The sequence below is a fragment of the Pseudomonas sp. PDM28 genome, from assembly GCF_019219115.1.
Lineage (GTDB): Bacteria > Pseudomonadota > Gammaproteobacteria > Pseudomonadales > Pseudomonadaceae > Aquipseudomonas > Aquipseudomonas laurylsulfatiphila.
The window spans coordinates 396,633-411,546 of record NZ_JAHUWG010000004.1 but is presented as its reverse complement, the minus strand read 5'-3'; the positions used below and the strand labels follow the sequence as shown (position 1 = coordinate 411,546).

Below are 14,914 nucleotides of genomic sequence, written 5' to 3'. Positions count from 1 at the left end.
TCATACGGTGAAGACCGGCACAGGGTTGCACCAGCGATCCTTGTATTCACGGTCGGCGCGACCGAAAGAAAAACGCAACGGCTTGTCCTGCGCCCGGGCATGCTCCCAAGCGCTTTGCGTATTGAGAAAACTCAGCACACTGCCGGGGCTGAACTCGCGAGTCTCGGGATCGACCCCGCCGTTGATGTACTCGACGCTGATCCACTGCGGGGTTTCGACGCGGTACACCAATTGAATCGCAATCGGCGCATCGTTGAGGAAAATTACCGAACCGATCAGCAACTCGCGCAGCAACTCGATGACCTCGGCCATGCGTTCGGCACCTGTCGCCGGGAAACCCCAGCGGCGCTGGAACAGGTCGCAATAAATCGCTGACAGATCAAAGCTGGAAAATTCGGACACCGGCCGCACCACGCCCCCGGCCTCTTCCAGCAGGCGCAATTCGCGGCGCTGGTTGTAGCGAAACTTCTTCGACAGCTCTTCGGGGGTACGAGCCATGGCCAGTTGCTCGGTCTGCAACCGGATGCCGGTGAAGCGCCCCTCGTTCAACGCCGACAGATAGCGCCCGCGATGGCGCAAAGCCGCCTGGGCATCGGCCGCGGCCGGCAGGATGATCTCGGCGTTGCCCAGGTCGAACAGGCCTTTCTTGCCGCGACGCTTGAGCACGTCCTTGGACAAGGCCAGGTCGCGCCCCCAGGTCGGGATCGCCGCCTTGACCTCATCACCCTGTATCCAGGCCAGGTAACGCACCGGGATGTCGGCCAGTTGCGCCAGGCGCTCGACCACCATGGGATGAGTCGCGACGCTGCCGCCATAACGCTGCCAGGTTTCGGCGTAAATCGAGGCGTCGACTACCGCCCAGCCACGCTCGCGCCAGCCTTGAAATCGGTTGAGCATCAGCCCCTCTGTGCCAGTTCGGTAACGTGCGGCAAGTGCCAGAAAGCATCGCGCACCGCGCGGTCGGAAAAGCGTTCGCGCAAGCGCTCGAGCATCATCTCGGCACACTGCCGGCGTTGCTGATCATCCATGGCAGCCAGGTGTTGCAGTCCTTGGGCCAGATGTCCGGCATCGCCCAACGGGAACAGGATGCCCACGCCCTCGACCACTTCTTTCGCTCCGCCGCACGCCGTGGCGAGCAAGGGTACGCCGGCGGCCATGGCCTCCAGCAGCACCATGCCGAACGGTTCGTGATCGGAACTCAGGGCAAACACATCGAAGGCCCGGAAATAATTGCGCGCATCCGGTACCTGGCCGAGGAACAGCACCCGGTCACCGATACCCAGCTCGCGGGCCTGAGCCTTGAGGTCCTCCTCCAGGCGCCCCTTGCCGAGAATCACCAACTGGCTGTTGGCCGGCAACTGCGGCAATGCTTCGGCGAAACCATCGAGCAGCGTGGCCTGGTCCTTGTCCGGATGCAGGCGTCCGACGTTGCCGACAATCCAGGCATCCGCCGCCAGCCCGAGGGTTTCCCGGGCCTCGCGAGCCGACACCTGGGTGGCTTGCAAGGCATCGACGTCGATGCGGTTGTACAACGTCTGAATTCGCGAGGCCGGCCACTTCGGCAGGCAACTGCGCATGTCGTCGCGCACCGCGTCGGACACACCGAGCAGGCTCAAACGCTTGCGGAATATATGGGCGAACAGTTTGCGGCTACCGCGCTTGTAGTCTTCAAACCCGTGGTGCACGCCAATGACCGGCAACGACGTACCGAGCAGGGCGATATAGATAGGCTTGAAGCGATGAGCGATGCAGAAACTGAAGTTGCGCGACGCGGCGATCTTGCGCAGATCGCCGATGGCGCCCAGTTTCAGGCCACGAATGGCCTTGGAACTGTACTCCATGAACAGCACCTCGTCGGAGGCGCAGCCCGCGGCGACTTCGGCATCGGCAACCCCGGTGAGAAACACCGTGGTCACGCGATAGCCAGTCCCCGCGAACAGGCTGGCGTACTGCCGTGCGCAGTCCAGGAACGGCCCGTCATAGCCGTGGCAGAACTGCAGCACATGACGTTCAGCCGAACGTGTCATAGGCGTTTGCGCCCTCTTTGACCACCAGGATGTCTTCCATGATCAGATACTGTAGATCCGAACCGAAGAACATGTTCAGCGCGTCAGTCGGCGAGCAGATCATCGGTTCACCGCGACGGTTGAGCGAGGTGTTGAGCGACACGCCGTTGCCGGTGAGCACTTCCAGCGCTTTCATCATGTCGTAGTAGCGCGGGTTGTATTCGCGCTTGAGCACCTGGGCGCGGGAGGTGCCGTCTTCGTGGACGACTTCCGGCACGCGGGTCTTCCATTCTTCCGCCACTTCGAAGGTGAAGGTCATGAACGGAGCCGGGTGATCGATCTTGATCATCTGCGGCGCCACTGTGTCGAGCATCGACGGGCAGAAAGGCCTCCAGCGCTCGCGGAACTTGATCTGGTGGTTGATGCGATCGGCCACGCCGGGCACGCTCGGGCAACCGATGATCGAACGACCGCCCAGTGCACGCGGACCGAACTCCATGCGGCCCTGGAACCAGGCCACCGGGTTGCCATCGACCATGATCTTGGCGATCTGCTCCGGCATGTTGTCGAGCTTGCGCCAGGTCGGCTTGTTCTCGTGACGGGCGCAGGCGGCAATCACGTCTTCGTTGCTGTACGACGGGCCGAGGTAGACGTGTTCCATCTTCTCCACCGGTACGCCACGGGCGTGGGACACGTAGGCTGCGGCGCCCACTGCGGTACCGGCATCGCCGGACGCCGGCTGTACGAACAGCTCCTTGACGTCGTCGCGAGCGATGATTTTCTGGTTGAGCTTGACGTTCAACGCACAGCCACCGGCGTAGGCCAGCTTACCGGTTTCCTTAAGCACGTCGCCCAGGTAGTAGTCGATCATCTGCAGCGCAATTTTCTCGAACAGCGCTTGAATGCTGGCGGCGTAGTGGATGTAAGGCTCGTCGGCGATGTCGCCTTCGCGCTTGGGACCCAGCCACTCGATCAGCTTCGGCGAGAAGTAGTAACCCTTGCCCTTCTCTTTATAGCGACGCAGGCCGATGACGTTGGCGTAGTCGGTATTGATCACCAGCTCGCCGTTTTCGAACGAAGCCAGGCGCGAGAAATCGTATTTGCTGGCGTCGCCGTACGGCGCCATGCCCATGACCTTGAACTCACCGTCGAGCATGTCGAAACCAAGAAACTCGGTGATCGCGCCGTACAGGCCGCCGAGGGAGTCCGGATCGAAGAACTCCTTGATCTTGTGGATCTTGCCGTTTTCGCCGTAACCGAAGAAGGTCGTGGCGTACTCGCCCTTGCCGTCGATGCCCAGGATCGCGGTTTTCTCTTTGAAACCGGAGCAGTGGTAGGCGCTGGAGGCGTGAGCCAGGTGGTGTTCGACCGGCTCGATCTTGATCTTCTTCGGATCAAAGCCCAGTTGCTCCAGGCACCAGACGATCTTGTTGCGATAGCGCTTGTAGCGACGGTTGCCCATCAGGATCGCGTCGAGTGCACGGTCCGGGGCGTACCAGTAGCGCTTGGCGTACTGCCAGCGGGCCTTGCCGAACAGGCTGATCGGGGCGAACGGGATCGCTACCACGTCGACATCGGACGGCTTGATGCCAGCCTGTTCCAGGCAGAATTTCGCCGATTCGTAGGGCATGCGGTTCTTTGCATGTTTATCGCGTACGAAGCGTTCCTCTTCAGCCGCCGCGACCAGCTTGCCGTCGATGTACAGGGCTGCGGAAGGATCATGGCTAAGGGCGCCGGACAGGCCAAGAATCGTCAATGCCACAGGGGTCTAGCCTCTTTAGTCTGCATGCAGGCGCAAGCGCCTCAAAAATTAATGTGCCCTCGCAAGGGGCGAGAGACAGCTAAAGGGCGGGATTATAGCGTAAAAGCGGCGGCTAGCCTCTAGCCGCAAGCGGCGAGCAACTGCAGCGGGGACCTCAGGGTATTTTCAGCCGCTCGAAGGGCGCCAGTAGACAAGGATATTGCCGTCCACGCTCTGCCGGTAAATCGTGTAGGGCAAAGCGGCGGTGTCCAGTGCGCCGGACAGGGCCAGGTCGAGCAAAATGAGCGGTACGAGGACACCCGTGGGGTCGGGCGGTGCGTTCAGTACGCAGAAGTCATAAGCGAGGCCGCTATAGACCCGGGGAATGGACTGACAATAGGTTTTTTGCCTGCGCAGCCCGTGCGCGGCGTCGGCTTCATCCTGGAGGACCGTAGCGGCGGTCCCGCAGCCCATTAGCGACACGGATAAAACACCTGATGAAACTGCCATTTTGATCGACACAGCCTGCCCTCCGAGAACGTCAGGCAAACTAGCATCGGGGCGATTTCGGCCACAGTTCATGGCTTCCCAAGATCGCGTAGGACGGTTCACAAGAACCTGTCTGCTTTCTCGGTTGGCTGTTACGGCCCCTTCGCGAGCAAGCCCGCTCCCACAGAGGTTCCGGTCACTCAGAAATCCCTGTGGGAGCGGGCTTGCCCGCGAAAGGACCGAAGGTCCGATTCAGGCCGCGCTGGAGATATCTTTGGGAAGACGCTGATCGATGACCTGGTAAAGAGCACTGCCTTCAGGCCAGTTACGCATGAACCGCGCGCGATCCCGCGCATATGCCGGTGCATAACTGCCGAGCGAGCCGTGCTGGCACATCGAGTCGAGGTCGATCAACGCCCAACGATCCTGCTGCCAGAACAGGTTATGGCCCTTGAAATCGCCATGACTGATACGCAAACGAATCAGCTCGGCAAACAGATGATCCAGCGCCGCCAGCTCGGCCTGCGGTGCGTCACCGCTTTCAACATAGGGCGCAAAACGCTCGATGATGTCCGGCCCCGGCAGATACTCGGTGATCAGGTACGCCCGGCTGCGCAGCCACAGGAAACGCTTCTCCAGCAACGCCAGCGGCTTGGGCGTGGCAATCCCGAGGAACGCCAGGCGATTGCCTTCGCGCCATGAATGCCAGGCCCGGCTCGGGCGCCAGAAACGCTTGAGCCAGTGGGCAAAACCCTTGATGTTGTAGCGTTTGATCACCAGCGTGCGGCCATCCACCTCGACTTTGCCAACACTCGCCGCACCGCCGGTCTTGTACAGATGCCCCTGGTCGAGCAAGGCATCGGCCTGCTCCAGCACCGGTACCATCGACGCCTCTTCCTCGCGGCGAATCGCCCGCAGTCCGAAGGCCCCGCGCTGGACGCTGAACAGCGTGCACTCGCGGCCGACCTTGATCAGGTAGTCCTTGAGACGCCAGTTGCGGACCTTGTCGATCTGCTTCTGCAGCGCCTCCATGGGCAAGGCGTGCTCGCCGTTACTGAGCAGGTAATACACCAGCAACTCTTCAATGAAGGGCTCGATCGACTTCGGCAACTGGGCGAAGAACACCCCGAGGTTTTCCAGGACTTTCTGCCGCGACAGCGGCTGGCCAGGCGTCTCGCTGCAGATACCGGCACCATCGATCAGGTACAGGCGGCCACCCTGGCGCAGCAGATTGTCCAGGTGCAGGTCTTCCTGCCACAGGCCCCTGCGATGCATCTGACCGATCGCCCCCAACGCCTCGGCCAGCACCGCCCCTTGTCCATCGGACAGTACGGGCTGCTGCTCAACCTGCTTCCAGGTGTCGCCCAGGCTTTCGGCATGCTCAAGGAAATCAAACAGCAGCCAGCCACCCTCGCCGTCTTTCAGGCCGTCGGCCAACAACTGCGGCGTGGTCAGGCCCTGGGCGGAGAGCAGGCGCACGCCGTCCAGTTCACGCTGAAAATGTCGTGCAGCCTTGCTGCCGACCAGCAACTTGGCCAACACCGGCCGGCCACGCCAGACACCGGCACCGACATAACGCTGCCCCGGCAATACCCGCAACAGGCTCAACAGTTGCAAATCGGCGGGGCCGGCGGCATCGGCCAGCGAAACGCTCAGCGGCAACGCCGGATGGCGGCCAGCGGATTTCAATTCGGACAAACGCATTAACGTGGCCCCTTTTGGCTGCGCCGTGCGGTCAAGCGCTGCAGCCAGCTGTCGATCAGCGAGCTGTCCTGCGGCTGATCCAGATAGGCCGCCAGCAATTGCCGCAGCTGCGATTCGCCCCACTCGGGCGCGCGGCGCGTCAGCGGTTCCAGGTCCTTGATGCGGTCACGCTGCCCGTACAGCAGCGGCCGGGTCTTTTCCAGGTCGATCAATTGAGCCTGGTAGCCGTGGCCGGTGGCACGCATGAAAATGTGTTTGGGATAGAAACACCCGTGCACCTGGCGTGCCGCGTGCAGTTGCCGGGCCAGTTCGCCACTGGCCTTGAGGATCTCCGAGTGCTGCTCAGGGCTCAATTGAGCCCAGCGCCGCAACAGCGAGTCGAGGTCGTCCCAACCGTCCAGGGCGCGGGTCAGCAGGATCGCGCGGACTTCGCCATTGACCTTGCGCTGACCGTAGAACACCGCTTCCAGCGCTGGAATGCCCATCTTCCGGTAACGGGAGATGTTGCGAAACTCGCGGGCAAAACTCGGCTCACCGAACGGCGCGCGCAAGGTGCGGGTCAGGTAGTTGCTTTGCCGCTTGAGGTAGTAGCCATGACCTTCCAGATCCAGCCGAAACACACTGCTCCAGCCGCCGCGACCGGTGTTGGGTTCGTCCACCGCATCGAGCTGTTTGGCCCAGAGCGCCTCGAACGTGCCGAGACCATGGCGCTCAAGCAGCGCACGATCTTCAGCGGCCAGGAAATCAGTCATTCGCGTCCCTCGAAAAATCTCACCACGTGCCGGATGCGTTTCTTGTCCGCAGCGTTGAGCCGGGTCCGGTTGCGGTATTGCAGGTAAAAGCGCAGGCGCTGGGTAGCCGACAATTGATACTTGGCGACCTTGTCCAGGCACGCCAGATCCTTGGTGATACGGTACTTGAGCCAGAAACCGCGCCAGAAATCGCCATTGGGGCAATCGATCAGAAACAGTCGGGCCTCGTCGTCGATCAGCAGGTTGCGCCACTTCAGATCATTATGGGTGAAGCGGTGGTCGTGCATGGTCCGGGTGTACTGGGCCAACTGACGACTGACGGCATCGACCCAGGCGCGATCCGACAGTTTCGGATCGCGGCGCTCGGCCAGTGCCGACAAGTCTTCGGTACGCGGTAGTTCCCGGGTAATCATCGCGCCGCGAGCGTAGGCCGCACCGCGACGTTCCAGCCCCCAGGCCACTACTTCGGCCGTGGGGATGCCCCACTTGGCGAAGCGCTTGAGGTTCTGCCACTCCATCTTCACCCGAGGCTTACCGAGGTAACGCCGCAAGCCTTTGCCGGCACCCACGTAGCGCTTGACGTAATAGTTGACGCCATTGCGCTGAACGCGAATGACCTCGGAGAGCAGGTCCTTGGTCAACTGCTCGCCCTGAAGTGCAAACACCGCCTCAAGGCTGCCAAAGTCCTTTGCCAGATCGCTGTAGGCCGGCTCCAGTTTCCAACCCGACATCAGAGCGCATCCCCGTATCGCTGTTTACGCTCGTAGAGCTTGTTGGCCTTGCCATCGAGCCAGCTCAGCAGCCCGGCTTCTTCGCTCAGGATCTGCCGCAGCGGCTGCTGGAAATAGCCCTTGAGAAAACGCAGTTTGTCGCGGCGGGTCAGGCCGATGTCCAGGGCAGAAAAGTACAGGGCGGCCAGATCCTTGTTGCGCCAGCGCGAGGTGATCGCCGGACGGGTCTGGGCGCGGTGCAGGTCGATCACCGAAAGCTTGAAGTCGTCAGCGGTCACCGGTTTGTCGGTGTGCAGCAGGAAATGGCAGATGTAGCAGTCGCGGTGATTGACCCCGGCGCGGTGCATCATGCCGGTCATACGTGCGACTTCGGCGATCAGCGCGCGCTTGAGTTTTGGCTCGGGCGGCTGCTTGACCCAGTTGATGCTGAAGTCTTCGAGGCTGACGGTGGGCGCCAACTCTTCGGTAACGATGAACGAGTGCTGGTCGGCCGGGTTACTGCCCTTCTCGCCATACGCGACGGCGGTCATGGTCGGCACGCCGGCTTCCTGCAGGCGCTGAATCGCCTTCCATTCCTGGCCAGCTCCCAGTACCGGGAGCTTGGCAGTAAGCAGGTTCTTGAAGATTTCGCCCCAGCCGATGCCACGGTGGATTTTCACGAAAAACCCGTTGCCGTCGACTTCCGTGCGCAATGTCCGGCGTGCTTCCAGCTCGCGGTACACCTCGCCCTTGAGCCCCTCGACTTCGGCGAACGGGTCGCGTCCGGCCCAGAGGCTCTTGAACGGTTCAGCCAGCATCAACTTCATTTAGCGTGCTCCGCCAGAATCACATCGGCCGCGTGTTGCGGCATGCTGTAGAGGTCGGCCGTTTCGGCGAAGGCCAGACCATTGCGGCTCCAGGCCGCCCTTGCTTGAGCGTCGTTCAACATGCCGGTCAGGTATTGCGTCAGCTGCGCCTGATCGAAGGGCTCGTCCAGCACCAGGCCCGCATCGGCCTCAGCGATGTAATGGGCGTAACCGCACACCGCGCTCACCAACACCGGCAAGCCGGCCACCAGTGCTTCGAGCAGCACGGTGCCGGTATTTTCGTTGTACGCCGGGTGGATCAACAGATCGGCACCCAACAGGAAGCGCGGGATATCGCTGCGCCCCTTGAGGAACGTAACGTTGTCACCCAACCCCAATGTCGCACTCTGCATCTGGAATAACTTGGGGTCATCCTGGCCAATTACAAACAGCCGGGTGCGCTTCCTCAGCTCGGCAGGCAATGCCGCCAGTGCCTTGAGGCTGCGGTCGACGCCCTTGGTCTTGAACCCGGAGCCGATCTGCACCAGCAGCAGTTCGTCGTCCTTGAGGTCGAATTCGGCACGGAACCCGGCGCGAATGTCATCGGCATCGGCCGGCCGGCGACGGTCCTGGGCGATACCCGGTGGCAGCAGGTGGAAACGCTCCAGCGGCGTGCCGTAATGCTTGATGAACAGCGGTTGCTGGACTTCGGAAATCATCAACACTTCGGTCTTCGCCTCTTTGGCGAACACCGCGCGCTCGTATTCGGCGAAGTGGCGATAGCGACCCCAACGGCGATACAGCGAGTTGCGCAGGTTCTGCGCCTTGTCTTCGAAGCAGCCGTCGGCGGCGTAGTAGACGTCCAGGCCCGGCATCTTGTTGAAGCCGATCAGGCGGTCGACCGGGCGCTTGGCCAGGTCGGCCTCCATCCACTCGCTGAGCTTTTCGTTGCGTCGATGGTTGAAGAACGCCTTGACCGGCGCCACCAGCACTTCGAAGCCCGGCGGAACGTCGCCCTCCCAGATCAGCGTGTAGACGCGAATCTGATGGCCGCGCTTCTGGCACTCCAGGGCAATGCGCATGAAGTCGCGCTGCAAGCCGCCAAACGGAAAATATTTGTACAGGACAAATGCCAATTGCATCAGCGCAGCTCCTCAGCCATTAACAACGTGCTCAGTCGGCTGGCGACACGCTCGGGGTTCAGACGCGTGAAGCACAACGGCCACTCGCGTTTCAGGTCAAATTGACGGGCATCTTCGGCCGTCGGTTGATAGGTGCATTTCTTTTGCAGGCACGGCGCACACGGGAAGTCGCTGGCCAGGTGAATCTGCACTTTGCCGTAGGCGCCGGTCAGGCCCGGATTGGTCGGACCAAACAGCGATAGCGTCGGCACATCCAGCGCGGCGGCCAGATGGCCCAGGCCGGTATCCACCGCCACGCAGGCTTGCGCGCCGGCCAGCACCTTGCCGACACCGGCCAGGTTCAATTTGGGCAACACTTCGGCGTGTTTGAAACCGGCAGCGATGCGCTCGGCCCGGGCTTTCTCCTGCGCATTGCCCCAAGGCAACTTGACCCCGACGCCAAGGTAGCCGACCCGTTCGGTCAGCTCGCGCCAGTAAGCTTCAGGCCAGTGCTTGGTGTCCCAGGTAGTACCATGCAGAAACACCACGTACGGATTCTTGCGCGGCAATTCCACCAGGCGCTCGACATTCAGACCGTAGTCACCCATGCCTTTGGGCAAGTCATAGCCCAACGCGATGGCGAACAACTGACGCACTCGCTCCACCGCGTGCTGCCCGCGGGCAACGGCCAGACGTCGATTGTAAAAGCGCGCAGCGATGGGTTCGCGCGCCGAGCTTTTATCGAGGCCGGCCACCGGCGCCTTGACGTAACGGGTCAGCCAGGCGCTTTTCAGCAAGCCCTGGGCGTCGATCACCAAGTCGTACTTCGTGGCGCGAACGCTTTGCTTGAAGCGCTTCCACTCACCGCTCTTGATGGTCTGCCAGATGTTATTGCGCCAGCGACGGATCGCCACCGGAATCACCTTGCCCACCGCCGGATGCCAGGTCGGGATTTCGGCAAAGCCTTCTTCCACCACCCAGTCGAATTTGATGCCGGGAATCGCCCGCGCCGCATCGGTCAACGCCGGCAACGCATGAATGACGTCGCCCAGCGAAGATGTCTTGATCAACAGAACCCGCAAGCTATTTGACCTCGACCACAGTGCCTTGCAACCGCTGCAAGGCTTCGTTCACGGCCTGCGGCATGAGTTGGCGCAGGCAGTTGTAATGGCCGAAACGGCAGGTGCGATCGAAGCACGGGCTGCACTCGATGCCCAGGCGTACGATTTCCACGTGCTCGGCCAACGGTGGCGTGAAACCCGGCGACGTCGAGCCGTAGACCGCGACCAGCGGGCGGTTCAGCGCGGCGGCGACGTGCATCAGGCCGGAGTCGTTGGACACCACCGAATCGGCACAGGACAGCAGGTCGATGGCTTCGGCCAGCGAGGTGCCGCCACTGAGGTTCACTGACTCTTCACGCAGACCGGGAATCAGCCGCGCGCGGATGTCTTCACCCACGGCGTGGTCGTTTTTCGAACCGAACAGCCAGACTTGCCAGCCTTCACGGATCTTCGTTTCGGCGACCTTGGCGTAATGCTCGGACGGCCAGCGCTTGGACTCGCCAAACTCGGCGCCGGGGCACAGGGCCAACACCGGACGGTCGAGGGTCAGGCCGAACTTGGCCAGTGCCGCCTCGCGGGTGACCGGGTCGATCTGCAGCGTCGGACACGGATAGGGTTTCGGCAACTCGACGCCCGGCTCGAAGGCCAGGGCCATGAAGCGCTCGATCATCAGCGGATAACGATCCTTATCCAGCGTGCGCACGTCATTGAGCAGGCCATAGCGAAATTCGCCACGCCAGCCGGTGCGTTTCGGGATGCCGGCAAAGAACGGCACCAGCGCCGACTTCAGGGAATTGGGCAACAGGATCGCCTGGTCGTACTGGCCGGCCAGGGATTTGCCGATGCGCCGGCGCGTCGCCAACTCCAGTACGCCATGACCGAGCGGAAAGCTCAAGGCCTGGCGAACTTCGGGCATGCGCTCAAGAATCGGCCGGCTCCACTCGGGGGCCAGCACGTCGATTTCGCACTGCGGGTGGCGTTGCTTGAGACACTGGAAAAGTGTCTGCGCCATCACCATGTCACCGACCCAACTGGGCCCAACGATCAGAATTTTCATGTGGTTTCCATAAACGAACCGGGGAGGCCTACGCCTCCCCGCCTCGAGAATCTCTGCGGGAGCATGCTGGCTTGCGATGGGTCATCACCTTCAACATTGCTGTCGACTGTCACTCCGCTATCGCGAGCAGGCTCGCTCCCACATTGGGTATTGGTGTACTTCGATCGGCATGACACTGCAGATCTACTGTGGGAGCGGGCTTGCCCGCGATGAGGGCGTCACATCCGAACATCAATGGTGACTGTGCCTCCGCTATCGCGAGCAAGCTCGCTCCCACAGGGGTATCGGGCGTATCAAAAATCCCGTGTCAGTTTAGCCCCAGCTCACGCCAGATCCGCATGACCTGCTGCCGTTCGTCCGTGAACTGGTCGGCCGGTATCACCCCCGGGTTCTTCTGCAGAGCCTGTCGGTGGGCGGCGGAACGGTACGCTTTATACGCTTCACGCAACAGGCTGGCATCTTCGACGGGCATCAGCCCTTCGTGCTCCAGCTCTTCCAGAATGCGGATGTTATCGGTCCAGCGCAGCAATGGCGGGTGTGTTTCGGACCACGCCAGGGCCGCGTATTGCACCATAAATTCAATATCGACGATACCTCCGGCGTCCTGCTTGATATCGAACGGCGCCGTGGCTTCGAAGGCATTTGCCCCGGTGCCGGCCGCCGTGCTCTTGCTGCCGAGGTTATCGCGCATCTTGGCGCGCATCTCGCTGACCTCCTGGCGCAGAGTCGGCAAATCACGCGTCTTGCCCAATATCGCGGCGCGGACTTTCTCGAAGGCCTGGCCGACGTCCTGACTGCCCACCAACACCCGCGCCCGCACCAGCGCCTGATGCTCCCAGGTCCAGGCTTCGTTCTCCTGATAACGGGCAAACGCCCCCAAAGAACTCACCAGCAAACCTGACGCACCGGACGGCCGCAGACGCATATCCACTTCATACAACTGCCCGGAGTTGGTCTGCGCCGTCAGCAGGTGAATGATCCGCTGCCCCAGCCGGGTGAAAAATTGCGCGCCGTCGATGGGTTTTGGCCCATCGGTTTCAGCTTGCGGATCACCGTCGTGGATGAACACCAGGTCCAGGTCCGAACCATGCCCGAGTTCCAGGCCGCCGACTTTCCCATAACCGACAATGATGAAGCCGGGATCGCACAAGGTGCCATCGGTGCGCAGGGGCGTGCCGTACTTGGCCACGGTCTGTCGCCAGGCCAGTGCGAGCACCTGTTCCAGAATCGCTTCGGCGAGCCAGGTCAGGTAGTCGCTGACTTTCATCAGCGGCAGGCTGCCGGCGATTTCCGAAGCGGCCACCCGCAAGCGGTGCGCCAGTTTGAAGTGACGCAGCGCTTCCATTTGCTGTTCGAGGTCGTCCTCGGGAATCCGCGTCAGGCGCTCGCGCAACTCGGCGGCCAGTTCTGGTGCCAGTGGCGGCTTGAACAGTCGACCTTCGTTGAGCAATTCATCGAGCAGCAGCGGGAAACGGGTGATTTGCTCGGCGATCCACGGGCTCGCGGCGCACAGCGTCAGCAAACGCCGCAAGGCGCCAGGGTTCTCGGTCAGCAGCACCAGGTACGCGGAGCGACGGGCCACGGCTTCAACCAGCGGCAACACGCGTTCCAGCACCAGATCCGGATTGGCATGCTCCACGGCCTGCGCCAGCAAACGCGGAATAAACGCATCGAGACGTTCGCGCCCCAGACGCTGCATCGCCCGCAATTGCGGACTGCTGCGCAAGCCGGCCAAGGCTTTCAGGGCCTTGGGCGCGTCCTTGAAACCACCCTCTTCCAGTTGACGGCAAGCGGCCTCATCGTCCTGAGCCTCTTCCCACAGCGGCAACCACTCGCCGCCGACCACCACTTCGCTTTCGGCACCCTGCTCTTCGTCGGGATCGGCGATCACCTGCCCGAAGTGCCAGGCTACGCGGCCACGCCAGTACATCAGTTGTTCGTGGAACGCCGTCCAGTTGGCGAAGCCCAGCATAAAGGCAATGCGCGCCTGATCCTGCTCGCCATCGGGCAACATTTGCGTCTGGCGGTCAGCGATCGCCTGAATCGCGTGTTCGGTGTAACGCAGGAATTCGTAGCCTTCACGCAGCTCGCTGATCACGGCCGGCGGCAGATAACCCTGACCTTCCAGAGTGCTCAGCACCTTTAATAGTGGGCGCTGCTGCAAGCTCAGGTCGCGGCCGCCGTGGATCAGCTGGAACGCCTGGGCAATGAACTCGACTTCACGAATGCCGCCAGAGCCGAGCTTGATGTTGTCGGCCATACCCTTGCGCCGCACTTCCTGCTGGATCAACTGCTTCATGGTGCGCAGCGCTTCGATGGCCGAGAAGTCCAGGTAACGCCGGTAAACGAACGGCCGCAGCATCTCTTGCAGTTGCGCGCCAGCCATCTGGTCGCCGGCCACCACCCGCGACTTGATCATCGCGTAGCGTTCCCAGTCGCGACCCTGGTCCTGGTAATACTGCTCCAGCGCATTGAAGCTCAGCACCAGCGCGCCCGCCGAACCGTAGGGGCGCAAGCGCATGTCGACGCGGAACACAAAGCCGTCGACGGTCATCGGGTCCAGGGCCTTGATCAGCCGCTGGCCCAGACGAATGAAGAACTCCTGGTTATCCAGCGCGCGTTTCACACCGACGGTTTCGCCGCCCTCCGGATAGGCGAAAATCAAGTCGATGTCCGACGACAGGTTCAACTCCACAGCGCCAAGCTTGCCCATGCCGAGGATGACCATCTGCTGCGGCTCGCCACTGCGCCGCCCGGTCGGCACGCCGAACTGCTGGCAATGCCGCACGTACAACCACTGATAGGCCTGATCGATGCTGGCATCGGCCATGTCCGAGAGGTCGCGGCAGGTCTGGATCAAATCGGCCTGGCGGGTCAGGTCGCGCCAGATGATCCGCACCTGATGGCGCGCGCGCTGGCGGCGCAGGGCACGGCCCAGCAGATCGTCGGTCTCGGCCGTGCTCACGGCGGCCGCGATCTGCGCGCACAATTCACCGGGCGCGTAGCTGCGGTCCAGCTCACCGGACTGCACCAGCTGCAGCAACATCAAAGGGTCACGAACAGACTGTTCAATCACGAAATCGCTGGCGGCGGTGACGCGGGCAAATTGCGCCCAGCGCTCTGGCGACCAGGCAGACAGCCCGTGATCATCGTCCAGAGTGGCGACGGCAGCCCGGAACGACTGCTCGGCGCGGGTGACAAACGGCTGGAGAATGGCAGGCAGTTCGGCAAGCGAAGGGAGGCTCATGGTCTATCCTTGATCGGCGTACAACGGACTGCATGTAGTGGTTTGCGAAAACCCACTACCTGAAGGAGTGTCGAACAAAAGTTAGAAATAGCTGAAATTTCTTTTATTTTGGCAGCCAGCATCAAGCTTTTACCTTTTGTAGTTGGAAAAAGACCAACCTTAACGATTATTCTCACAACGCAGCCGGGGGCCACAAGCCGCTCATCTGTAGTTTTACTAC

Annotated in this window: 12 protein-coding genes; all 12 read right to left on the bottom strand. The window is 61.9% G+C overall.

Annotated features, from left to right (window positions below):
- The gene (locus tag KW841_RS11195; RefSeq protein WP_218475967.1) at positions 1-897 is read right to left on the bottom strand and encodes an antimicrobial resistance protein Mig-14; all 897 of its coding nucleotides are present in this window, start codon (positions 895-897) and stop codon (positions 1-3) included.
- A complete protein-coding gene (locus tag KW841_RS11190) occupies positions 897-2,027 on the bottom strand; it encodes a glycosyltransferase (protein ID WP_218475965.1) in 1,131 nt (376 codons plus the stop codon). Before KW841_RS11190 ends, KW841_RS11195 begins: the two co-directional genes overlap by 1 nt.
- The gene (locus tag KW841_RS11185) at positions 2,011-3,768 is read right to left on the bottom strand and encodes a carbamoyltransferase (protein ID WP_007996581.1); all 1,758 of its coding nucleotides are present in this window, start codon (positions 3,766-3,768) and stop codon (positions 2,011-2,013) included. Before KW841_RS11185 ends, KW841_RS11190 begins: the two co-directional genes overlap by 17 nt.
- A 165-nt stretch (positions 3,769-3,933) precedes the next feature.
- Positions 3,934-4,269 (bottom strand): YceK/YidQ family lipoprotein, encoded by a 336-nt coding sequence (locus tag KW841_RS11180; RefSeq protein ID WP_218475963.1) that lies wholly within the window; start codon positions 4,267-4,269, stop codon positions 3,934-3,936.
- A gap of 219 nt (positions 4,270-4,488) precedes the next feature.
- On the bottom strand, positions 4,489-5,940 hold the full coding sequence (locus KW841_RS11175) for a lipopolysaccharide kinase InaA family protein (RefSeq protein ID WP_218475961.1): 1,452 nt from the start codon (positions 5,938-5,940) through the stop codon (positions 4,489-4,491).
- Positions 5,940-6,692: a lipopolysaccharide kinase InaA family protein gene (locus tag KW841_RS11170; protein ID WP_218475959.1), complete on the bottom strand. Its 753-nt coding sequence runs from the start codon at positions 6,690-6,692 to the stop codon at positions 5,940-5,942. The genes KW841_RS11175 and KW841_RS11170 overlap by 1 nt, the downstream gene beginning before the upstream one ends.
- A complete protein-coding gene (locus KW841_RS11165) occupies positions 6,689-7,423 on the bottom strand; it encodes a lipopolysaccharide kinase InaA family protein (RefSeq protein WP_218475957.1) in 735 nt (244 codons plus the stop codon). Before KW841_RS11165 ends, KW841_RS11170 begins: the two co-directional genes overlap by 4 nt.
- Complete coding sequence (gene rfaP, locus KW841_RS11160; protein ID WP_007971806.1) at positions 7,423-8,229, bottom strand: lipopolysaccharide core heptose(I) kinase RfaP; 807 nt, start codon at positions 8,227-8,229, stop codon at positions 7,423-7,425. Before rfaP ends, KW841_RS11165 begins: the two co-directional genes overlap by 1 nt.
- Complete coding sequence (locus tag KW841_RS11155) at positions 8,226-9,350, bottom strand: glycosyltransferase family 4 protein (protein WP_218475955.1); 1,125 nt, start codon at positions 9,348-9,350, stop codon at positions 8,226-8,228. Before KW841_RS11155 ends, rfaP begins: the two co-directional genes overlap by 4 nt.
- Positions 9,350-10,411: a lipopolysaccharide heptosyltransferase I gene (gene waaC, locus KW841_RS11150; RefSeq protein WP_218475953.1), complete on the bottom strand. Its 1,062-nt coding sequence runs from the start codon at positions 10,409-10,411 to the stop codon at positions 9,350-9,352. Before waaC ends, KW841_RS11155 begins: the two co-directional genes overlap by 1 nt.
- Before the next feature lies 1 nt (position 10,412).
- Entirely contained in the window at positions 10,413-11,447 is a 1,035-nt protein-coding gene (gene waaF, locus KW841_RS11145) for a lipopolysaccharide heptosyltransferase II (protein ID WP_218475951.1), read from the bottom strand.
- A gap of 307 nt (positions 11,448-11,754) precedes the next feature.
- The gene (glnE, locus tag KW841_RS11140; RefSeq protein ID WP_218475947.1) at positions 11,755-14,694 is read right to left on the bottom strand and encodes a bifunctional [glutamate--ammonia ligase]-adenylyl-L-tyrosine phosphorylase/[glutamate--ammonia-ligase] adenylyltransferase; all 2,940 of its coding nucleotides are present in this window, start codon (positions 14,692-14,694) and stop codon (positions 11,755-11,757) included.
- Positions 14,695-14,914 lie beyond the last annotated feature (220 nt).

Bases quoted from the DNA above. Each gene is read 5' to 3' on its own strand.
- KW841_RS11195 (WP_218475967.1), bottom strand. From the start codon at position 897: ATGCTCAACCGATTTCAAGGCTGGCGCGAGCGTGGCTGGGCGGTAGTC.
- KW841_RS11190 (WP_218475965.1), bottom strand. From the start codon at position 2,027: ATGACACGTTCGGCTGAACGTCATGTGCTGCAGTTCTGCCACGGCTAT.
- KW841_RS11175 (WP_218475961.1), bottom strand. From the start codon at position 5,940: ATGCGTTTGTCCGAATTGAAATCCGCTGGCCGCCATCCGGCGTTGCCG.
- KW841_RS11170 (WP_218475959.1), bottom strand. From the start codon at position 6,692: ATGACTGATTTCCTGGCCGCTGAAGATCGTGCGCTGCTTGAGCGCCAT.
- KW841_RS11165 (WP_218475957.1), bottom strand. From the start codon at position 7,423: ATGTCGGGTTGGAAACTGGAGCCGGCCTACAGCGATCTGGCAAAGGAC.
- rfaP (WP_007971806.1), bottom strand. From the start codon at position 8,229: ATGAAGTTGATGCTGGCTGAACCGTTCAAGAGCCTCTGGGCCGGACGC.
- KW841_RS11155 (WP_218475955.1), bottom strand. From the start codon at position 9,350: ATGCAATTGGCATTTGTCCTGTACAAATATTTTCCGTTTGGCGGCTTG.
- waaF (WP_218475951.1), bottom strand. From the start codon at position 11,447: ATGAAAATTCTGATCGTTGGGCCCAGTTGGGTCGGTGACATGGTGATG.
- glnE (WP_218475947.1), bottom strand. From the start codon at position 14,694: ATGAGCCTCCCTTCGCTTGCCGAACTGCCTGCCATTCTCCAGCCGTTT.